Origin of the sequence: Hymenobacter ruricola (assembly GCF_015694525.1) — a bacterium.
In the GTDB taxonomy this organism is placed as follows: domain Bacteria; phylum Bacteroidota; class Bacteroidia; order Cytophagales; family Hymenobacteraceae; genus Hymenobacter; species Hymenobacter ruricola.
This window is the reverse complement of sequence record NZ_JADQDM010000010.1, coordinates 1-21,447: the sequence shown is the minus strand read 5'-3', so window position 1 is coordinate 21,447 and position 21,447 is coordinate 1. Positions and strand designations below refer to the sequence as shown.

15 protein-coding genes are annotated in these 21,447 nt (G+C 64.3%); 9 read left to right on the top strand and 6 right to left on the bottom strand.

What is annotated here, in order from left to right:
• Nucleotides 1-106: 106 nt before the first annotated feature.
• Both I2H31_RS17300 and ribD read right to left on the bottom strand, forming a co-directional pair.
• Nucleotides 107-592 (bottom strand): GAF domain-containing protein, encoded by a 486-nt coding sequence (locus I2H31_RS17300; protein ID WP_196294311.1) that lies wholly within the window; start codon nt 590-592, stop codon nt 107-109.
• Nucleotides 593-674: 82 nt separating this feature from the next.
• Nucleotides 675-1,709: a bifunctional diaminohydroxyphosphoribosylaminopyrimidine deaminase/5-amino-6-(5-phosphoribosylamino)uracil reductase RibD gene (ribD, locus tag I2H31_RS17295; RefSeq protein WP_196294310.1), complete on the bottom strand. Its 1,035-nt coding sequence runs from the start codon at nt 1,707-1,709 to the stop codon at nt 675-677.
• Between the two features lie 55 nt (nt 1,710-1,764).
• Here ribD and prmC point away from each other — a divergent pair, with 55 nt between their 5' ends.
• Nucleotides 1,765-2,625 (top strand): peptide chain release factor N(5)-glutamine methyltransferase, encoded by an 861-nt coding sequence (prmC, locus tag I2H31_RS17290; protein WP_196294309.1) that lies wholly within the window; start codon nt 1,765-1,767, stop codon nt 2,623-2,625.
• Nucleotides 2,626-2,933: 308 nt separating this feature from the next.
• Complete coding sequence (locus tag I2H31_RS17285) at nt 2,934-4,592, top strand: catalase (RefSeq protein WP_196294308.1); 1,659 nt, start codon at nt 2,934-2,936, stop codon at nt 4,590-4,592.
• A gap of 280 nt (nt 4,593-4,872) precedes the next feature.
• On the opposite strand, the gene I2H31_RS17280 is transcribed toward I2H31_RS17285, so the two are convergent.
• Nucleotides 4,873-7,110: a S9 family peptidase gene (locus tag I2H31_RS17280; protein ID WP_196294307.1), complete on the bottom strand. Its 2,238-nt coding sequence runs from the start codon at nt 7,108-7,110 to the stop codon at nt 4,873-4,875.
• 94 nt (nt 7,111-7,204) lie between these two features.
• On the opposite strand from I2H31_RS17280, the gene I2H31_RS17275 reads away from it, so the two are divergent.
• Nucleotides 7,205-8,221 (top strand): hypothetical protein, encoded by a 1,017-nt coding sequence (locus tag I2H31_RS17275; protein ID WP_196294306.1) that lies wholly within the window; start codon nt 7,205-7,207, stop codon nt 8,219-8,221.
• Nucleotides 8,222-8,293: 72 nt separating this feature from the next.
• Here I2H31_RS17275 and I2H31_RS17270 read toward each other — a convergent pair whose 3' ends face one another.
• Both I2H31_RS17270 and I2H31_RS17265 read right to left on the bottom strand, forming a co-directional pair.
• Nucleotides 8,294-9,910, bottom strand: coding sequence for an OmpP1/FadL family transporter (locus tag I2H31_RS17270; protein WP_196294305.1), 1,617 nt, complete (start codon nt 9,908-9,910; stop codon nt 8,294-8,296).
• Between the two features lie 76 nt (nt 9,911-9,986).
• Nucleotides 9,987-11,429 (bottom strand): hypothetical protein, encoded by a 1,443-nt coding sequence (locus I2H31_RS17265; protein ID WP_196294304.1) that lies wholly within the window; start codon nt 11,427-11,429, stop codon nt 9,987-9,989.
• Between the two features lie 275 nt (nt 11,430-11,704).
• On the opposite strand from I2H31_RS17265, the gene proS reads away from it, so the two are divergent.
• The 4 genes from proS to floA all read left to right on the top strand — a co-directional run bounded on the left by proS (nt 11,705) and on the right by floA (nt 15,310).
• Entirely contained in the window at nt 11,705-13,180 is a 1,476-nt protein-coding gene (gene proS / locus I2H31_RS17260) for a proline--tRNA ligase (protein ID WP_196294303.1), read from the top strand.
• 115 nt (nt 13,181-13,295) lie between these two features.
• On the top strand, nt 13,296-13,730 hold the full coding sequence (locus I2H31_RS17255) for a DUF4844 domain-containing protein (protein ID WP_196294302.1): 435 nt from the start codon (nt 13,296-13,298) through the stop codon (nt 13,728-13,730).
• Between the two features lie 68 nt (nt 13,731-13,798).
• Nucleotides 13,799-14,263 carry an NfeD family protein gene (locus tag I2H31_RS17250; protein ID WP_196294301.1) on the top strand — a complete coding sequence of 155 codons (465 nt, stop codon included), beginning with the start codon at nt 13,799-13,801 and terminating at the stop codon, nt 14,261-14,263.
• 42 nt (nt 14,264-14,305) lie between these two features.
• Nucleotides 14,306-15,310 (top strand): flotillin-like protein FloA, encoded by a 1,005-nt coding sequence (gene floA / locus I2H31_RS17245; RefSeq protein WP_196294300.1) that lies wholly within the window; start codon nt 14,306-14,308, stop codon nt 15,308-15,310.
• Between the two features lie 202 nt (nt 15,311-15,512).
• On the opposite strand, the gene I2H31_RS17240 is transcribed toward floA, so the two are convergent.
• On the bottom strand, nt 15,513-17,588 hold the full coding sequence (locus tag I2H31_RS17240) for an OmpA family protein (protein ID WP_196294299.1): 2,076 nt from the start codon (nt 17,586-17,588) through the stop codon (nt 15,513-15,515).
• A 285-nt stretch (nt 17,589-17,873) separates the two neighbouring features.
• On the opposite strand from I2H31_RS17240, the gene I2H31_RS17235 reads away from it, so the two are divergent.
• Complete coding sequence (locus tag I2H31_RS17235) at nt 17,874-19,874, top strand: hypothetical protein (RefSeq protein ID WP_196294298.1); 2,001 nt, start codon at nt 17,874-17,876, stop codon at nt 19,872-19,874.
• Nucleotides 19,875-20,078: 204 nt separating this feature from the next.
• Nucleotides 20,079-21,447: hypothetical protein (locus tag I2H31_RS17230; RefSeq protein ID WP_196294297.1), on the top strand; the 1,369-nt coding region annotated here is incomplete at its 3' end.

Below are 21,447 nucleotides of genomic sequence, written 5' to 3'. Positions count from 1 at the left end.
CAGCATTACTGTTTTCAGTTCGCAAATGACCTTTCCATGCTGCACCGCTGTAATTATTACCCAAATTATTACCCACAAAATCCGCGTAATCCGACCAATCTGCGGTTCAGACAAACCACTGCGCCGCCAGCTGCATCAGCTGCTCCAGGGCGGTTTGGTCGTCGGGGTCGAAATCGTTGAGTTGGTCGCTGTCGACATCCAAAACAGCCACAACCTGCCCGTCTTTGAAAATGGGCACCACGATTTCGGATTTTGACTCCGAGCTGCAGGCAATGTGGCCGGGGAAGGCTTCCACATCGGGCACGAGGATGGTGGCGGCCCGGGCCCAGCTGGCGCCGCACACGCCCTTGCCGTGCCGGATGCGGGTGCAGGCAATGGGCCCCTGAAACGGACCCAGCACCAGCTCATCGCCTTTCACGAGGTAAAACCCCACCCAGAAAAACCCGAATGCCTGGTGCAAGGCCGCGGCCGTGTTGGCCAGGTTGGCGGTGAGGTCGGGCTCGCCGGTGGTGAGGGCTTCGATTTGGGGCAGCAGTTGCCGGTATTGCTCGGCTTTGGTGAGCGTGGTGTCGAGGGCAAGGGTTTCGGCCATGGGGTAGCGCGGACTTTTAGTCCGCGAATTGACAAGACAGGGGATAAAAATGAATGGCGAACTCACGGACTGAAAGTCCGCGCTACTCGTTCACGTACCAGAACAACTCATCGGGCCCAACGTTTGTGCGCTCGCGCAGGCCACTGAACCCGATGCGCGGCGCGGCAATGCCCTGCCCCAGCTTGGTGGGCGAGCGAAACACGCGGATTTCGTCCCACAAACCGGCCTGGAGCAGCGCATTCAGCACCGTGGGGCCGCCTTCCACCAGCACCGACTGCACCTGCCGCCGGTAGAGGTCGGCCAGCAGCTGCGGAATCAGGTCGTCGGCTTCCGATAACGTCACCAGGTCGAGGTTGGCGGTGTGGTAGGGCTGGCGGTAAGTGTAAATGAGGGTCGGTTGCGAGCCGTCGAGCAAGTTGTGAGCAGGCGGCAGGCTGAGGTTTTTGTCGATGACGACGCGCGTGGGCTGGGGGCCGGGCCAGTCGCGCACGTTCAGGCGCGGGTTGTCGTGCAGCGCCGTGCGCGTGCCCACCAGGATGGCCGCTTCCTCGGCGCGCCACTGGTGGGTGAGCAGGCCGGCCTGCGGGCCGCTGATTTGCACCGTCTGGAAATAGCGCCCGGCCAGAAAGCCGTCGGCGGTTTCGGCCCATTTCAGCACCAGGTAGGGCCGTTTCTTCTCGTGGAAAGTGAAGAAGCGGCGGTTGAGCCAGCGGCCTTCTTCGGCCAGCAGGCCAGTTTCTACCTTAATGCCGGCGGCGCGCAGCTTCTCCAGGCCACGCCCGTCCACCAGCGGGAAGGGGTCTTCGTTGCACACCACCACTTCGGGCACGCCTTTGGCAATGAGCAGGTCGGCGCAGGGCGGGGTTTTGCCGTGGTGGGCGCAGGGTTCCAGCGTCACGTACACGCGGGCTTGCTTCAGCAATTCCGGGTCGGCCACGGCGGCCAAGGCGTTTACTTCAGCATGCGGGCCACCGTATTGCTTGTGCCAGCCCTCGCCGATGATGCGGCCCTGGTGCGTCACCACGCAGCCCACCAGGGGGTTAGGTCGGGCGTACCCGGTGCCGAGGTGGGCCAGTTGAAGCGCGCGGCTCATGCAGGAAACGTCGTCGGTTTTCATGGGGGCGAAGGTAGGAACGGGGGCGTGGCTAGGCCCGCGGCCTACCTTTGCCGCGATGAATTTACGCGACGCCACCGCTTCCCTGACCGCTGCGCTCACCGCCGTTTACCCCGAGCCGGAAGCCGACGCCATTGCCCGCATGGTGCTCAAGCACCTGCTTCACCTCGATGGACTGCACTTCATGATGGCCGCTTCCCGGCCGGTACAGCCCAGTGTGCTGGCACAGCTGCCCGCCTTGCAGGCCCGCCTACTGGCCCACGAGCCGGTGCAGTACGTGCTGGGCACGGCCTACTTTGCGGGCATGGAGCTGGACGTGACGCCGGCCACGCTCATTCCGCGCCCCGAAACCGAAGAGCTGGTGCGCGTAATCGAACGCGAGCAGGGCACCGTGCCCGGCCGGCTGGTGCTGGATGTGGGCACCGGCTCCGGCTGCCTGGCCCTGGCGCTGGCCCGCGTGCTGCCCGCGGCCGAGGTGCTGGCCGTCGACATTTCCGCCGAAGCCCTGGCCGTGGCCCGCCGCAACGCCGCCCGCTACGCGCCGGGTGTGGTTTTTCAGCAGGTCGACATTCTGCAGGCACTGCCGGTGGGCCTGTCCGCGGCCACCCTTGATGTGCTGGTGAGCAACCCGCCCTACGTGCGCGAAAGCGAGCGAACCGACATGCGCGAAAACGTGCTGGCTTGGGAGCCGGCCACGGCGCTGTTTGTGCCCGATGAAGACCCGCTGCTGTTTTACCGCCGCTTGGCTGAAATCGGCCGGGTGCTGCTACGGCCGGGCGGTGCCATTTACTTCGAAATCAACGAAGCATTGGGCTCCGAAACCGCCGACCTGCTCACGCAGCACGGGTTTAGCGAAGTAAGGGTGCAGGCCGATATGTTCGGGAAAGCACGGGTGGTAAAAGGGCTAAGCGCTGGTTAGGGCAAGCTCACCAAGCCAACGGCGCAGCGGCCGGACTGTTTAAAAAACGCCGTCCGGGCCGCCTAAAGTCCGGCGGGCAGTCTGGCGTTTTGGCACCCGGTACCGGACACGGTGGCCGAGTGCAAAGTGTCAGATAGCCAGTGGCTCAGCCTGGCAATAGGTGCTGCTTTACGCTGCCTGGGCGGGCCTTGCGGAAGGCTTGAGCTAATGCGTGTATAAGCAAAATCTATCGAACGCCTGCCCCCGGTTTGGCGTTATTTGCGCAGCAAAAGCACTTATTCTTTCCACCATCCCAACTTATCTCTTCCATGAGTGACGAACAAAACCCCACAACAGGCGACGGCACGGGCACGGCGGTGAACGGGGCCGGCACCTCGCAGGACGGCCGCATGGCCGCCGGCGAAAACGCCCAGACCCTCACCACCCGCCAGGGCCACCCCCTCACCAACAACCAGAACACCCGCACCGTGGGCAACCGCGGCCCGGCCACGCTGGAGAACTACCAGTTCATTGAAAAAATCAGCCACTTCGACCGGGAGCGCGTGCCCGAGCGCGTGGTGCACGCCCGCGGCGCCGGCGCCCACGGCGTGTTCGAAGCCTACGGCAAAGTGGGCGACGAGCCCATTGAGAAGTACACCCGCGCCAAGCTGTTCAACACAAAGGGCAAGCAGACGCCGGTGTTTGTGCGCTTCAGCACGGTGGGCCACGGCGGCCACTCGCCCGAAACCCTGCGCGACCCGCGCGGCTTCGCGGTGAAATTCTATACTGAAGACGGCAACTGGGACTTGGTGGGCAATAACCTGAAGGTGTTCTTCATCCGCGACGCCATGAAGTTTCCGGACCTCATTCACTCGCAAAAGCCCGACCCGGTGCACAACCGCCAGACCGGCGAGCGCATCTTCGACTTCATCGCGAACACGCCGGAAGCCATGCACATGGTGAGCTTCCTGTTTTCGCCCTGGGGCATTCCGGCCAACTACCGCCAGATGCAGGGCTCGGGCGTGAACACCTACAAATGGGTGAACGCGCAGGGCGAAGCCGTGCTGGTGAAGTACCACTGGGAGCCGCAGCAAGGCATTAAAAACCTGACCGCCAGCGAAGCCGAAGCCATTCAGGCCAAGAACTTCAACCATGCCACGCAGGACCTGTTCGAAAACATCGAGAAGGGCAATTTCCCCAAATGGGAGCTGTGCGTGCAGATTATGAGCGACGGCGAGCACCCCGAGCTGGACTTCGACCCGCTCGACGACACCAAAATCTGGCCCGAAGACCAGTTCCCCTTCCTGCCCGTGGGCATGATGACGCTGAACAAGAACCCCGAAAACTACTTCGCCGAAGTGGAGCAGTCGGCGTTTGGCACCGGCGTGCTGGTGGACGGCCTCGATTTCTCGGACGACAAGATGCTGCAGGGCCGCACGTTCTCGTATTCCGATACGCAGCGCTACCGCGTGGGCACCAACTACTTGCAACTGCCCATCAACGCGCCCAAAAAGCACGTGGCCACCAACCAGCGCGACGGCCAGATGGCCTACCACGTGGACTCGGCCCCCGGCCAGAACAACCACATCAACTACGAGCCCAGCTCGCTGAACGGCCTGAAGGAGGCGCCCCGCACGGCGCCCGACCACATGCCCGAGTACACCGGCCGCCTGATTCGCCAAACCATCGACCGCCAGAACAACTTCAAGCAAGCCGGGGAGCGCTACCGCCTGCACGAAGACTGGGAACGCGACGACCTCATCAGCAACATGGTGGGCGCCCTGGCCACCGCCAACCGCACGGTGAGCGACAAGATGGTGGAGCTCTGCACCAACTGCGACGCCGACTGGGGCCGCCGACTGGCTGAGGGCCTGGAAGCTGCTCGCAACGGCCAGACGGCCCAGGGCGGCAACCAGTACAACGAAGCCAAAGGCTCCGATGCGGTGGCTGAAGCCGAAGCCATTGCGCACGACGCCAAGCCCTATTAATTCCGGTTTTTAATGTCACGAAAAAGGGCGCCCGGCCGGGTGCCCTTTTTTGTTGCCTCAACGTTCGGGGCGGCTCAGCGCGGGCGGAACGCCCCTGCACAACGGCGCAGCAGCGTCTACGACTGCCTTTGCAGCACTTGCCGGCGGTGTTCTAGCATTTGCGGGCGACGTTCCAGCGCTTGCCGACGATGCCTCAGCATTTGCGGGAAGCCTTCCACGACTTGCCGACGATGCTCCGTGGCTTGCCGGCGGTAATCCACGACTTGTTGCCAGCGCCGCCTTACAAATTCTGCAGCACGAAATTGGTCATCTGGCGATAGAGGTGCAGGCGGGTGTTGCCGCCGCTGATGCCGTGGTTGCGGTTGGGGTAATACAGCGTCTGGTAGTCCTTGTTGGCTTTGATGAGGGCATCGACAAAGGCGATGGAATTCTGAAAGTGCACGTTGTCGTCGCCGGTACCGTGCACGAGCAGGAGCTTGCCTTTCAGGTTCTGGGCAAACTGCACGGGGGAGTTGTCGTCGTAGCCGCTGGGGTTGTCCTGGGGCTTTTTGAGGTAGCGCTCGGTGTACACCGAGTCGTAGTAGCGCCAGTTCGTGACCGGGGCCACGGAGATGCCCATCTTGAAGAGGTCAGCGTTTTTGGTCATGGCCAGCGCGGTCATGTAGCCGCCGTAGCTCCAGCCCCAGATGCCGATGCGCGCCTTGTCGACGTAGGGCAGGCCGCCGAGGTACTTGGCGCCCTCGCCCTGGTCGATGGTTTCGAGCTTGCCCAGGTTGGCGTAGGTGGCTTTGCGGAAAGCCGCGCCGCGCCCAGAGGAGCCCCGGCCTTCCACCGAAACCACGATGTAGCCCTGCTCGGCCAGCAGGTGGTGCCAGAGGTAGTTGGTGAGAGCGGTGCCGCCGCCCACGTTGTCGAGCACGGTCTGGGTGCTGCTGGCGCCGAAGCTGGGGCCGCCGTACACGTGCATCAGCACGGGGTATTTCTTGGCGGGGTCGAAGTTGCTGGGCTTAATCATCCAGCCGTTCAGCTCAATGCCTTCGGAGGTTTTGAAGGTAAAGAACTCAAACTTGCCGAGGTCGTACTGCGCCAGGGTTTGCTTGAGCTTGGCGTTGTCTTCCAGGGTTTTCACCAGCTTGCCGGTGCTGCCTTCGCGCAGGCTCACCACCGACGGCACGCCCGCCGAGGAATGCGTGTTGAGGAAGTACTTGGTGTCGGGGCTCATGTTCACCACGTCGGTGCCGTTGCCGGCCTCGCTGATGCGCTGCTTGCCCTTGCCGCTCAGGTTGATGCGGTAGAGGTGGCGCTGCAGGGCCGAGCCCTCGGTGCTGGTGAAATAGATGTTGCCGGTTTTGGCGTCGAAGCCGTTGATGGCCGAGATTTCCCAGTCGCCTTTCGTGATTTGGCGCACCTGCTTGCCGCTCATGTCGTGCAGGTAGAGGTGCTGGTAGCCGTCCTTCTCGCTGGTGAACACGAACTGCTTGCCGCCGGCCAGGTAGCGCAGGTCGTCGTTGATTTCCACGTAGGCCGGGTTCGTATCGGTCAGGGCCACGCGGGTTTTGCCGGTGCTCACGTCGCCGTGCAGGATTTCGAGCTTGTTCTGCAGGCGGTTCAGCCGCTGAATGCTGAGGGTGTTGGGCACCTGCGTCCACATCACGCGCGGGATGTACTGGTCGGGCTCGGGGCCCACGTCCATCTTGGTCGTTTTGCCGCTGGCCACGTCGTAGCTGCTCACGCTCACCACCGAGTTTTTCTCGCCGGCTTTCGGGTATTTAAAGCGGTATTCCTCGGGGTATAGGTTGCCCCACTTCTGCATGTCGTACTCCGGCACCTGGCTTTCGTCGAAGGTGTAGAAGGCAATCTGCTTGCTGTCCGGCGACCAGAAAAAGCCCTGCGCAAAGCCAAACTCCTCCTCGTACACCCAATCGGTGGAGCCGTTGATGAGGTTGTTTTTCACGCCGTTGGTAGTCACGGCGGTTTCCTTCATCGTGGCCAGGTCGGTCACAAACACGTTGTTGTCGCGGGTGAAGGCCACGCGCAGGCCGTTGGGCGAGAAGGTGGCGTAGCCCTGCTTGCCGGTGCTCAGGGGCGTGAGTTTCTTGGTGCCGCGGTCGAACACGTAGTACACCGACCGGCTGCTGTGGCGGTAAATGGGCTCGGTGGCGGTGGTGAACAGGATTTTCTGCTCGTTGGCGTTGAAGGTGTAGCCGTCCACGGCCAGCGGCTTGGCGGCGCCGGGCAGCTGCAGCTCGGTGGCGGCCACCAGGGTTTGCACGGCTTTGCCGGTGGTCACTTCGTGCTGCACCAGGCTGCCGCCGTCCAGGGCCGAGTAGTAGCGGCCGTCGTTCATCCAGTTGAAGCCCGGCACGCTGGCCGCGCGAAACGTGGGCTTGGCCCAGATGTCTTCCAGGGTGAGGGGCAGCTTTTGCTGCGCCCGCACGGCGGTGGGGGTCAGGCCCGGCAGCAGGGCCGGCCCGTTGGCGGCCAACAGCGCGGCCAGAACAAAAAAGCGTAAACGCATATCGGGAAAAATCGTGAGCGAAATAAGGGAGGGAATCGAACGTTAAAGGTACTAGCTGCCCGCAGCACCCACACGCTCCCGTTACCTTTGCGCCATGCGATTTCGCCTGCTTCTGCTTTGCCTGCCCGTGCTGCTGGGCGCCTGCTCCAAAACCAGCACCCCCGTGCAGCTCGATTTAATCGGGGCCACCGGGCTCACCTCGGGCAGCCGCACGGTGAACCCCGGCGACACGCTGACGTCCCGCCTCTACGCCGTAGGCAACGACGACTCGCTCCGGCGCCTGCGCATTGTGGTCACCTATTCGCCCGGCCTCAAGCCCATTGCCTACCCCACGCCCCTTTCCAGCTTCAACCCCGACAATGCGCCCGACGCGCAGGAAATCGTGTACCTCGATTCGCTGATAAGGCCGATATATGTCGGCAACTCGCCCCGCGGGGGCGAGTACCTGTTCAATAACTCGTTTTCGACGCGTACCACCTCCGGCACCGAGCTCTGGCAATACACCGTTACCGACAACAAGCAAGAGTCGGCCAGCCGGGCCTACCGCCTCACGGTGCGCCAGCCCGATTCGTCCCTTGTGTACCACCGCTACACCGCCGTGCTGCGCCCCGTGCCCGGCACCCGCACGGGGGCCGACGACCTTCGCGCCCGCAACCGCGTCTTCCTCAACCTGCGCACGGGGCTGCTGCTGCCCAAGTTTGCGGTGCTGAACCGCGAGGCCTCCGTGCAAGCCAACCAAACCCTGGTGGACCTGGTGGCCCTGAGCGCCAACGGCACCAGCGTCAGCCTGAGCTCGCCCGACGACACCCGCGAACTCAACCTGAACGCCGCCCGCTGGCCCGACCGCCGCAGCACCGTGCTGAGAAGCACCCGCCTCAACGAAACCGACTTCGCCAACACCGCCACCACCGCGGCCCTCGACACTGCTTTCGCCCGCGGAACCGACTTCGCCCTGAAAACCAACACCGGCCCGCTGGCCAAAAACCAGGTCATCGCCTTTCAGGTCAAAGACGCCAACGATACCTATACCGGCTTGCTGCTGGTGCGCGACCTGTTGCTGGGCACCTCGCCCACGCTGGCCTGCACCGTGAAAGTAGAGAAGGCCCCGTGAGGCCGCCAATGCATACAAAAAAGCCGCTCCTGGTAACAGGAGCGGCTTTTTTGTGAAATTCAGCTTGCTGTTTTAGAAAGTGACGCCCGCCGTGATGCTGGTGGTGAAGCGGGAGTTGTCGACCTTAATGAGAGGCTCCAGGCCGCCCAGGTCGTAGGGCGTATAGGTTTGGTTGAAGGTGGTGTACACGCTGGCCACGTCGAGGAAGAAGTTGTTCTGGCGCAGGCCCAGGCCGGCCGTGTAGAAGTTCTGGGCGCGTTCGGCGTTAGTATCAGCCTGATACGGGTCGCCGTAGTAGGCATAGCCCAGCCGCACGCGGAACACATCAAACCGGCCCTCGGCGCCCACGCGCATGTTCACCGTGTTTTTGTAGAGCGACTGGATGTCGCGGTTCTGCGACGTAAACGGGTAATTGTCGCCGTTGGCATCGTCCGGGTTGCTGTGCAGGCGGGCCTGGCCGTAGCCCACGTATTCCACGTCGCCGCTCACAAAACCGTGCTTGCCCAGGGTGAACACGGCCCCGGCATTGGCCCGGAAGGGAGTAGTCAGGGCGTAGGCGTAGTCGTTGGGCAGGGCATCTACCGACGAGGTGCCAATTGGCAAGGAAGCCGGCACAGCATCGTTGCCCTGGGCGCTGAACGTGGTGGTGATGCTGGCGTTGTAGGTGTCATTCAGGCGTATGTACGTTGGCGTCTGAATGGAAGCGCCAATGCGGAAAGCATCCGTGGCCCGGTAAATGGCCCCAATGCGGGCATTGATGCCGGTGCCGGTGGTTTTTTGCACGTCGTGCAGCGTGTAGTTGCTCAGGTGGGTGGTGGGGTCGGTTTCCGTTTCGCTGAAGTCCCGGGTGACGGTGTAGTTCGAACTCACGATTCCGATGCCCAAGCCCAGGTAAAGCCGGTCGCGGTAGCTGGCGCCGTAGCCCAGGTCGAACTGCGACACCGAGCCCTTGCGGGTAATGAATTCTGACTGCCCGATGGGCCCGCGGCGGGTGCGCGTGGTAATATTGGTAGTAGAATCGTTGATGGTGCCGCCCGGAATCCGTATCCGGTCAACATTGCTCAGGTAAGCTCCGTAAGCCAGCCCGTCCAGGCCGTAGTCAACCGTATTGTAATCGCCAGACTTACCCTGCGCCCGAATGTTGCGGTAATAGTCCAACCCTGCCGTGCCGCGCAACGACGCCAGGTAGGAGAGGTCGTCGGCTGAGTAATTGACGCCGCCAATGGTGCGGGCGTTTAGGGTGCCCTCGTAGCGCGAGGCGATATTGAAATCGGCCAGGCGGCTAAAGCCCAGCGCAAAGGCCCCACCGCGCCAGTTGGTGCTCTGGTCTTCGTCGGGGCGGCGGGAGGCCAGCACCAGCCCCGCGCTGGCGATGTGAAAGCTGTTCTTGTCCTCGCTCACTGCCGCCGCCGAGTTGCCTTCGATGCGGGCGCTGCCCGTGCCCAGGCCGAGGCCGGGCGTGATGTGCAGCTCCGACTTCTGGAACAGCCCCAGCCCGGCGGGGTTACTGGTGAGGTTGCCAAAGTCGGCGCCCAGCGCCACGTTGGCCCCCCCAATGCCTTGGGTGCGGGCCGGGCCGCCAAATTGCAGGCGGGAATAGCGCAGGGCATCGCTGGCGCCTTGGGCAAAGGCGTGGCCGGCCTGCCCTGCTACGAGGGCCAGGCTAAGCCATAATATCCGTTTTTTCATGGGGTGGGAAGAAAAGGAGCCGGCCGTGTGGCCGGCTCGCTTGGAAAATATTTTGCAGAAACCTTAGGCGGAAAATCTAGTCGGCGCGGCCACGGCTGTGGCCACCGCCCCCGCCACCGCCACCTCCGCCGTTCGACGGGGCCGAGTACGACGGCTGGCTGTACGAGCGCTGCGGTGCTTCATACGACCGTTGGGGAGCCTCATAGCTGCGCTGTTGAGGCTGCTCAAACGTGCGCTGGGGCTGTTCGTAGCTGCGCTGCTGGGGCTGCTCAAACGTGCGCTGCTGGCGGCGCTGCGGCTGCTCCGTCACCGCCTGGTCGCCGCCCGTATTGGGCTGGGGCGCCGGCATGCTCTGGAAGAACCCGCCGCGGCGGCGCTGGCTTTCCTGCGGCTGCGAAGCGGCGGGCTGCCCCGCGTCCATTTGCGTAGCGGCCTCGGTGTTGCGCCAGCGGCCACGGGTATTTTCGCGGGTTATCTGGCCCTGGCCCGGATTAGAGTCCAAGGGCTGGCGGCCGGTGGGCAGCTGGTCGAGGCCGCGGGATTGGGCCTGCTCGCGGTTGTCAAGGCTGCGCGGGCGGTTGAAGCGGCCCTCAGCAGCCGGGGCGACCTCTGAGCCGGGGGCCGACGTCACCACTTCGGTGCGGGTGCGGCCGGCATCGAGCACGCCCGGCGCCGACGGCGAGGCCGGCAACTGCTGCGGGCGAAGCTCGTCGCGCACCCGGCCTCCGCCGGATGGGGCGCTGGTGCCCCCGCCGCTGCCCGCTACCCGGCCGCCCGAGGAAACGCGGCCGTCGGAGCTACGGTCGTTGCGGTGGCCCGAGGTGCGGCCGCGGCCGTTGCCGCCGTCGTTGCCATAGTAGCCATTGCTGTAGCCGTAGTTGCCGCCATAATAGCTGCTGCCGTAGTAGCCGCCGCGGCCATAATAGCCGCCGTAGAACGGACCGCCATAGTAGTAGGGGTCGTAGAATCCGCCATAGCCGCCGTAAGCGTAGCCATAGCCGTAGGGCCGGCCGTAGTAGCTGCCATACCCCCACGGGCGCCCAAACCCGAACGAGATGCTCAGGCCCGAGCCGTAGCCGTAGTACGGACTGTAGAAGGGGCTATATACCGGGCTGTAAAACGGGTCGGCAAACCCGTAGGCGTAGGGCGAGTAGCCGCAGGCCCCGCCGCCCCAGCCGTAGCTCAGGCTGGTGTAGGGGCTGTAGGGCGTGTAGTAAGCCAGGCCGGGGCCGTAGCTGGGTACGCCCTGCATGTAGGTGTAGGTGTTGTCGTAATACTGGGTGGAGCCGCTGCCCTGGCGCGCCGCCGCTTTCGGCTGGGAACTGCCATTGTAGTCGGGGTTGGCGGCCTCGTCGGTGCTGGCCGGGGCGGGGGAGGCACTCACCACCGCGGTGGTGCGGTCCTTGGAGGAATAATACACCCCGTCGTCTTCCGACGTGGCAATGGCCGAGGTGCTCGCGCAACCACCCAGCGCGAGCAGGGCCATGGCGGGCAACAAAGCGGTGAGTAGGTTTTTCATGACGACGGGCTTGAGAGAGTGGGACAGCGTACGGTAAAGTAACAACGCAAACGACGGACTGGGTGCAAAAGGTGGCGATACTCGATGAACCGTTAACCGGCAGAGATATAAGGCAATGTTATACCGACTAGGACTTGCCGGCTTAGGGCCTGAGCGCATGCCCTTCGAGGTCCACGCATTAGTAACGTAATTTGGCATCGAAACGGTGCCGCTTGGTCAATTCAAATCTTGTACCAGAGTTGGGAACTTTTTCAATTACCCCTAAGATGCCTTCCATGAGCAAAAAGTTGCCTACCCGCCAAGAAGATTACTCGCTTTGGTACAATGAGTTAGTGAAGCGCGCTGGCCTGGCCGAGAATTCGGCCGTGCGCGGTTGCATGGTCATCAAGCCCTACGGCTACGCCATTTGGGAGAAAATGCAGCGCCAGCTCGACGACATGTTCAAGCGCACTGGCCACGAAAACGCCTATTTCCCGCTCTTCGTGCCCAAAAGCCTGTTTGAGGCCGAGGAGAAAAACGCCGAAGGCTTCGCCAAAGAGTGCGCCGTGGTGACGCACTACCGCCTCCAAACCGACCCCGACCGCCCCGGTAAGCTGCGCGTGGACCCCAACGCCAAGCTGGAAGAAGAGCTGGTGGTGCGCCCCACCTCGGAGGCCATCATCTGGAGTACCTACAAAAACTGGATTCAGAGCTACCGCGACCTGCCGCTGCTCATCAACCAGTGGGCCAACGTGGTGCGCTGGGAAATGCGCACGCGCCTGTTTCTGCGCACCGCCGAGTTTCTGTGGCAGGAAGGCCACACCGCCCACGCCACCGCCGAAGAAGCTGTGGCCGAAACCCGCCAGATGCTCGACGTGTACGCCGAGTTTGCCGAGGAGCACATGGCCCTTCCCGTGGTGAAAGGCGTGAAAACGCCCAACGAGCGGTTTGCCGGCGCCGAAGACACCTATTGCATCGAGGCGCTGATGCAGGACGGCAAGGCCCTGCAGGCCGGCACCAGCCACTTCCTGGGCCAGAACTTTGCCAAGGCCTTCGACGTGCAGTTTGCCAACAAGGAAGGCGGCCTGGAGCACGTGTGGGGCACCAGCTGGGGCGTGAGCACTCGCCTGATGGGCGCCCTCGTGATGGCCCACTCCGACGACGAAGGCCTCGTGTTGCCACCCAAGCTGGCGCCCATTCAGGTGGTCATCGTACCCATCTACAAAACCGGCGAGCTCGACGCGCTGCTGGAGCGCATCCGGCCCATCCAGCAAGGCCTCATCGCGCGCGGCATTGCCGTGAAGGTGGACAGCCGCGACACCGAGCGCCCCGGCTTCAAGTTTGCCGAGTGGGAGATGAAAGGTGTGCCCGTGCGCCTGGCCATCGGCGCGCGCGACCTCGACGCCGGCACCGTGGAAGTGGCCCGCCGCGACACCAAGGAAAAAATGAGCCTGCCGCTGGCCGACATCGTGGCCAGCGTCGACCAGCTGCTGACCGACATTCAAACCAACATCTACAACAAGGCGAAGAAATTCCGCGACACCCACACCACCCGCGTGGACAGCTACGACGAGTTCAAGCGCCTGCTCGACGAAGAGCCCGGCTTCCTGCTGGCCCACTACGACGGCACTTCCGAAACCGAGGAGCGCATCAAGGAAGAAACCAAAGCCACCGTGCGCTGCCTGGCCTTGGCCGAGCCCGACGAGGAAGGCGTGTGCATGGTGACGGGCCAGCCCAGCGCCCGCCGGGCCTACTTTGCCCGGGCATACTAAGGTTTGTAGAGAAACCTGCGAACATCAGGGCTTTATATTTAAATAAGTAATTATATTTGTCGAAAAAGAGGGCTGCGTGATTACGCAGCCCTCTTTTCGTTCACCCATAATTGCTATGAACAAGGTTCTGCTCTTCCTCTTTCTGCTTACGGCCGGTTCGGCATCTGCTCAGGCTACTGCCGGCCTCGCGGTGCCCGCAAAGGCGGCCAACCAGTTGGAAAAGATGCTCAAAAAAACCCAGGACGCTTTGGTGACGGGCCGCCGCGCGGCCGATATTCCGGCCGAATCCCGGCCTCAGTTCAATAAGGTTCTGGTGCAATCGACCACCGAGTTTGTGGCCATTACCAAGGGGACGCCTACCAAAGAAGCCTACTACGCCAGCCTCGACGCGGGCCTGGCCAAGCTGGCGCCGCTGGCCCGCCTGCCCGAAGACCGGCAGCACGTGGCCGCCTACTACCAGGATTTGCTCGACATCGTGGGCCTCGACAGCTCCGAAGGCCGCCTGAATGCTTTCGTGGAAGCGGCGCCCCCGGCCAAAGCCAAGCGGTAGGCCGCGGGCGCTGGTACCTTTCGGCGGCGGGCCGCGTATCTTTAGGCATCACCTTTTGCCTGCTTGCTATGCCCTGGCTCACCATTGCGCTGCTGTTGCTGTTCGGCCTGCTTTTCGTGGCGGCCGAAGTCATTTTCATTCCCGGTACCACCATCGTGGGCATCGTGGGCTTTGCGCTGCTGGCGGTGGGCGTGTGGCTGGGCTACCGCGACCTGGGCACGCCCGTGGGCCACTACGCCCTGGCGGGCGTGATAGCCGTAGCCGGGCTGATAGTGTACGTGGGCCTGCGACCCAAAAACCTGGCCCGCGTGGCCCTAAACAGCGTCAACGACGCTTCGGTGCAGGACGTGCGGCGACCCGATGTGGCCCCCGGCACAGTGGGCCGCACGCTGTCGGCGCTGCGGCCGGCGGGCACGGTGCTCTTCGGCACCGACCGGCGCGAGGTGGTGACGCGGGGCGAGTTTGTGGCCAGCGGCAGCGAAGTGCGCGTACTCGGCATTGAGCATAACCGCATTGTGGTGGCCGCGGCTTGATGAATAGAGGGGACGGTATGAAATTCGGCGTTACTTTACGCCATGAATTTTCCCGTCTTTCCCCTGGCAATAGCGGCCGTTGTGCTGCTGGTGTTCCTGTACTTCTTCCCGATTAGCCTCTGGGTAACGGCTATTTTCTCGGGCGTGCGGGTGAGCTTGTTTCAACTGGCGTTTATGCGGGTGCGCAAAGTGCCGCCCTCGCTGATTGTGAACTCGCTGATTACTTCCACGAAGGCGGGCCTGCAGCTCACGGCCAATGATTTGGAGACGCACTTCCTGGCCGGTGGCAACGTGCCCAGCGTCATCAAGGCCCTGATTTCGGCCGACAAGGCCAACATTCCGCTCAGCTTTAAGCAGGCCACGGCCATTGATTTGGCGGGCCGCAACGTGTTTGAGGCCGTGACCACCAGCGTGAACCCCAAGGTGATAAACACACCGAGCGTGGCCGCCGTGTCGCAGGACGGCATTCAGCTCATCGTCATCGCCCGCGTCACGGTGCGGGCCAACATCGCGCAGCTGGTGGGCGGCGCCGGCGAAGAAACCATTCTGGCGCGCGTGGGCGAGGGCATCGTGAGCACCATCGGCTCGTCGAAATCGCACAAGGAAGTGCTGGAAAACCCCGACAAGATTTCCAAAGTGGTGCTCGCCAAAGGCCTCGATGCCGGCACCGCCTTCGAAATCCTCTCCATCGACATTGCCGACGTCGACATCGGCGAGAACATCGGCGCCAAGCTGCAAACCGACCAGGCCAGCGCCGACCTGCGCGTAGCCGAGGCCCGCGCCGAAGAGCGCCGCGCCATGGCCGTGGCCATGGAGCAGGAAAACCGCGCCAAAACCCAGGACGCCAAAGCCCGCGTGGTAGAAGCTGAAGCCGAAATCCCGAAAGCCATTGCCGAAGCCTTCCGCAGCGGCAACCTGGGCGTGATGGACTATTACAAAATGCGCAACGTGCAGGCCGATACCGAAATGCGCGATTCCATTGCCAACCCGGGCGGCAGCGGAAGCGGCAGCATCAAGCCGGGCCGGGAAGAGGGGCGGCAGAGCTAACGAGGCCGCCTGTCATTGCGAGCGCAGCGAAGCAATCCGTCCTTTCTCAGCGACCAGCCTTAAAGCTGTGACGAACTCAATTAAAAAGCCCCAGCTCCATCCAGAGCCGGGGCTTTTCACATCTCAGAGTGTCTGGTTCTTACAGGGCAGATTGCCACGGGCTGTGCCCTCGCAATGACAGGGCCGCCCTGCCCGAAGGCTTTTACTTCTTCGTAATCGTGAACTCCACGCGGCGGTTTCTGGCGCGGGTTTCTTCCTGGTCGTTGCTGGCGATGGGCTTGGTGCCGCCGAAGCCTTCGGTGGTGATGCGGCTGCTGTTGATGCCGTGGCTGCTGAGGTATTTCTTCACCTCGTTCACGCGGTCCTGGCTTAGCTTGAGGTTCAGGGCGGGGTCGCCCTGGTTGTCGGTGTGGCCCGAAATCTTGATTTCCACCGTCGGGTACTCCTTCATCACGCGGATGAGGCGGGCCAGCTCGGGGTAGGAACTGGTGGTGAGGTAGTACTTGCTCTGCTGGAAGAAGATGTTGTTCAGCTTCACCGTCTGGCCCACGTCGAAGGGCACCAAATACAGGTCCTGCTTCTGCTCGGAGTACTTGTCCTTGGCCGTCACGTCGAGGTTGGCGTTTTCGGCGATGTAGCCTTTGGCTTCGGCGCGCATGCCGTACTGCACGCCGCTGGGCAGCACAATGGTGTAGGAGCCGTCGCGCGGGTCGGTTTCGGTCACCCCGATTTCTTCGCCCGTAAGCAGGTTTTCGTAGTGAATGATGGCCCGGATGGGCTTTTTAGTGTTCACGTCCAGCACCTGACCGGTCACCAGCGTCACCACTTCGGGCTGGAAGGCGGGCGCCAGCGAGATGCGGAAAATGTCGGCCGAATTGTCGATGCCGTTGCGCTTCGACACCAGGTAAGCGTCCTGGCCGGCGGCCGAAATGGTGTAGTAAGCATCGAAGTCGGGCGAGTTCACCACCGGGCCCAGGTTGCGCGGGGTGCTCCAGTTGGTCCAGCTGTCGTCGAGGCGCTTGGTGTAGAAGATGTCCGACTTGCCGTAGCCGCCGCGGCCCTCGCTGGCGAAGTACAGCGTCTTTTCATCGGCGGCCAGGAAGGGGGCGAAGTCCGACTTGTCGGTGTTCACGTTGCGGCCCAGGCTCTTGGGCTTGGTCCAGGTGTTGGGCGTTTCGGGCACCGGGAAGCTCACGAACAGGTCCTGCCCGCCCGCGCCGTCCGGGCGCTCCACGGCCATGAGCAGGGCTTTGCCCGAGGTGGCCAGGAAGAAGTCGACGTGCTCCTTGTCCAGGTTCACGAAGTCCTTGATGTCCTGCTTCACGGGCTGCGTCCAGCCCATGCGGGTGCGCTTGCTCACGCTGCAGCCCTGCGGGTCGATGGTGCCGTCGCGGTTGTAGATGTTGATGACGATGGCGCTCTGGCCGTTGGCCGACACCGAGGCCAGGCCGTTGGGGTCGTCGGGGGTGTTGATGGGGCCGCCGATGTTTTTGGCCTTGCTCCAGGTTTTGTTTTTGCCGCTCACCAGCGTGGAGTAGTACACGTCCTGCGGGTCGCGGCCGCCGCCCACGTTTTCGGGCATGCTCTGGCGGGCGAAGTAGAGGGTGCGGCCGTCGGGCGAAATCACGGGGTGGGTGTCCACGTAGCGCGTGTTCACGTTGGGCCCCAGGTTCACCAGCGCCGAGTCGAACTGGGTCGACTTCACGGCGTCGGGGCCTTTGGGGGCGTCGAAGGCCTGCTTCACCATGGTGGAAGCCACGTCGGCGATGCCGATGGCGTCAATCTGGTTCACGCCCTCCACCTTGGCGGTGTTCATGTACACCTTCACGCCCAAGGTGCGGTAGTCGGCGGCCGGAAAGCGGATTTCCAGTGTGCGGAAGGCCTCGGGCAGGGGGCCGGGGTTTTCGTTGGCGTACACCTCGTGGTGCTCGCCCTTGGTATCTACCAATTCTACTTTGGTGATGGAGCCGGGGTTGAAGTTCTCCACGATGGTGACCTGCTGGGCGGCCACGGAGCGCGCAAACCGCACTTCAATGAACTCGTTCGGCCCTTCCTTGCGCGGAATCCAGGCGTCGTTGCTGATTTGGCCCAGCGGCAGGGCGTTGGGCACGCCCAGCACCTGGTTGGGGGAGAAGGGGTCTTTCCCTTCGGCTTTGTAGGACGAAACCGCTACGAGGCGGGCGGCCCATTGCACGTGCTGGGCCGCCGCCGGGGCCGCCGCGAGCAGCAGCGCCGCGGGCGCCGCCAGTAGCAGGTTTTTGATAAGATAATTACTCATAGTAGCGAACGCATGAAAAAGTAACGACAGCGGTAGTTTTGACAAATAACGGGAATTGCAACGGAACAGGGAAGTTATTTCCCACTGCTAACCTAAGGAAAAAGGATTTGCCGGGCCTGCCCGGCGAATGTATTACCTTCCCCCAACGGTTCGGCGAGGCAGCATTTCGGGGACCGCAGCGGCGTGGCAATTCAACGATTTTTGGTGCGTGAGGGGGCGAATGGGACGGGCAACCGGGCCCGGAACCGGTGCGTGGCCGCGGTGCTGATTTTATTATTTTTCCTAGTGCCGGCCCCGCGCGCCGCGGCCCAGGTGCTGGTGGGCGCCACGCCGTTTGGGCCGGTGTTCAGCGGCTTGCGGCCGGCGGGGGCCGACACGGCCCTGTTCTTGCTGGCGCGGGCCCGGCGGGTGGGCGTCAGCACCTTCGTGCAAACCACCGGCGCCCGCGGCTACCTGCAGCTGGGCCCGCGCCAGCAGTTGCGCTACCGCGTGGGCACCGACATGATTTACGACTCGCGCGGCACGCCGCCCTTCGTGCGCGAGGACTACGGCGCCGACGTGGCCCACGTCTTCACCCTGGATGCCGCCAACCACTGGCAAGTGGGCCAGCAGCTGCACTACGACCAAAGCCGCGCCAACGCCACCCGCACCGGCCTGTGGCTGGGCCGCCTGGGCTACCAGCGCCGCCTGCGCCCCGAGGGCAATGCCGACTCGCTCTCGCAGCTGCACCTCACGGTGCTGGGCGGCCTGGCCACCGACCGCCGCAACGGCCGCGACGACGCCGGCGTGGCCCTGGGCTTCGACGCGGCGGCGCTGTATTTTCTCAACGGGACGGCCGCGCCGCCGCTGGCCGTGCGCGTGCTGGGCACCCGCTCGCGGCTGGGCCCGCGCACCATGCAGCGGCTGGTGGCCGAGGCCGCCGGCGAGCAGGCGTTTCTGGAAGACGCCCCGCTCACGGTGCAGGGCCGCCTGGGCTACCGCACCAACCGCGCCGAGGACTATCTGCTGGGCTCGGTGCAGCGCATTCAGAGTGACACGGTGCTGGCCCAGGCGGGCGCCACCTACCGGGTGAACGAGTACGCCACGCTGCGCTCCGACAACAGCGTGCTGCTGCCCACCCGCGCCTTTCGGTACCGGCGGCTGGAGGAGCGCAGCGACACGCTGCAGGACGTGGGCTACCGGCAGCGCGAAATCGACACGCGGCAGGAGCTGCGCTTTGCCCGGCCCAAGCTGCAGGCCAGCCTCACCTTCAACTACCGCGAGCGCACCCGGGCCTACTACCTCGACAACTCCCGCAACCTGAGCGCCCCGCGCCTGGCCACGGCCCTGGCCCGCGAGCAGGTGAAGGACATCACCGAGCAAACCACCCTCTGGCAGGGCAACCTGACCTGGCTGCCCACGCCCCGGCACGCGCTGGCCCTGCTGGGCACCGCCCAGCTGCTGCGCGTGGACGCCCCCAGCAAGGACAACCAGCAAACCCGCGACGAAGCCCAGCACCTGCTGCGCCTGACCTGGACGGGCCGCTGGGCCGGGGCCTTCCGCACCACGCTGGGCGTGGCCGGCGAGTACCGCCAAACCATCTTCATCCGGGCGGGGCTGAGCGCCGAAAACTACGCCGACCACCTGCTGCACTGGGAGCCGGGCTTCACCTGGGCGCCGGGCAAGTGGAGCATCCGCTCGCAGTACCACCTGTGGGTGAGCTACCAGGTGCGCGACCAGCCCACCGAGCAGGCCCGCAACCGCGCCAGCCGCGTGCTGGAGCAAACCCAGGGCCTCACCTACCAGCTGCGGCCGCGCCTGTTGCTGCTGGCCGACTACGTGCGCCGCGAAAACCGCGTGGGCCAGCTCAACTGGGACCAGTTTCGGGAAAGCCCCCTAGATACCAGCGTGACGCACGACTTCTCCATTGGGGCGCGGCAGGGGTGGGCGGGGCCCCGGGGCAGCACCAGCCTGCGCCTGGGCTACCGCCTGCTGGAGCAGCGCAACTACGGCCGCGCCGCCCTGCTGCCCGAAGCCACCGCCCCCAACCTGGCGCCGCAGCTCATCTACCTGCACAACATCACCCGGCAGCACGGCCCCGAGGTGGCGGTGGAGCGCCACGCCACCGCCGGCTTCAACCTCACGGCCAGCCTGTGGCTGCAATGGCTGCGAACGTTCTCGACCTACGCCGTGGGCCGGGGCTCCTTCGTGGGCAGCAGCTACTCGGCCCTGGATTTGGCCCGCGAAACCAGCCGCGTGCTGCCCTACTTTGAGCTGACGGCGGAGTGGCGCGTGGGGCGGCGCTAAAGGGCTATATTCGTTAACAGCCTTTTCCTGAATCTTATGAAGCGCCCCTTAATGCCTGTAATAGCGTTGCCAACCAACACCGCCGTTGACCAACCAGTACCGGTGGTCCTACCCCGCCTGCCAACTGGCACATATGGTTGCCAACTCATTATAGGGGGAGTGGTGCAAGACACGCAACGGGTGGCTGTACAATAACGCCTTCTTATGCTGTTCCTACAAGCTTACCGCCGCGCCGCCCTGCTGCTGGCGGCGCTGCTCGGCGGCGCAACTGCACACGCGCAACTGGTCACCCAAACCGTGTGGGAAACGCTGGCGCCTCTCGCGCCGGATGCTGATATGGCTGCGTATCTTCGATTGCTGCCGCATCAAGGGCGCTATATAGCGGGTGGCTGCGATGGCGTGGGCGGCGTGGGCTGGCCGGCGTACCTGGGGGCGTACGGCTCGGGCGGGCAGGTGGCTTGGCAGCACCGGGCCAGCAACATGGCCACCTGCGAGCAAGAGCTGCTGCCGTGGGGGGCAGGCTTTTCCTTTGTGGGTACCGAAAACCTGCGAATCAACAACGCCGACGTGTCCGTGCCATTCCTGGAATGGTTCAATGCGGCGGGCGTGTCGGTACGCAAGCAGGTACTGCCCGTGGCCCAGGCCCGCACCACTCCCTGTAGCGCCCTGCGGGAGGCCGACGGCGGCTACACGATAACGGGCTTCGGCTACGACCCGGCCGGGCCCTTTCCGGTGGACGCCGATTCGTACACGCTGACCCGCACCGACTCGCTAGGGGTGGTACTCTGGTCGCGGGCCTACCGCTACCCGACGCGGGCCAATCCTTACCCCAACGAAGTGATGCGTACGGGGCGCGGTGGCTACCTGCTCACGGGGTTTGCCAGCTACGCGCTGCCCAGCGTGCCCGACGGCTACACCAACCGCCCCTGGCTGGTGGAAACTGACGCCGCCGGCTACCTGCTGCGCCAAGCCACGCTGCCCGTCTGCGCCGCCCCCGAGGCCAAGGCCCAGGTGCTGCGCACCTTCAACAACACGCTGGCCCTGGCCGGCGGGGCCACGTATGCCTTCGCCGGGCTGGCCGATTCATCCTACTGGCCGGTCACGCGCCGCTGGGGCTACGTGGCCTGCTTCGACACGGCCCTGCAGCTGCGCTGGACCACGCGCCTGCCCGCCCGCCGGGGCCAGGCCCAGCGCACCTCGCGGGTGCGGCAGTTGCCCTCGGGCGCCGTGCAGGTGCTTAGCTTCAACGAACGGGTGTCGCCCTACCTGTTCTTAACCACGCTCAACCCCGCCACCGGGGCCGTGGTGCAGGAGCAGGAGTTTCAAATCGCGGGCATGGCCGGCGTGAGCGTGTGGGACTGGCAGGCATTGGCCGATTCCTCTATTGTGGTGGCCGGCTCGGCCCAGCGCCGGACGCCCAGCGGCGGGGCCGGCCCCGCGCAGGCCTGGCTGGGGCGCTACAAGCTCGTGCCCCGCCTGGTGTCGGCCGCGGCCGCGGCCAGCGCGGCCGGCGGCGCGCCCCTGCGGGTGTACCCCAGTCCGGCGGCGGCCAGCGAGGCCGTGCGGGTGGCCC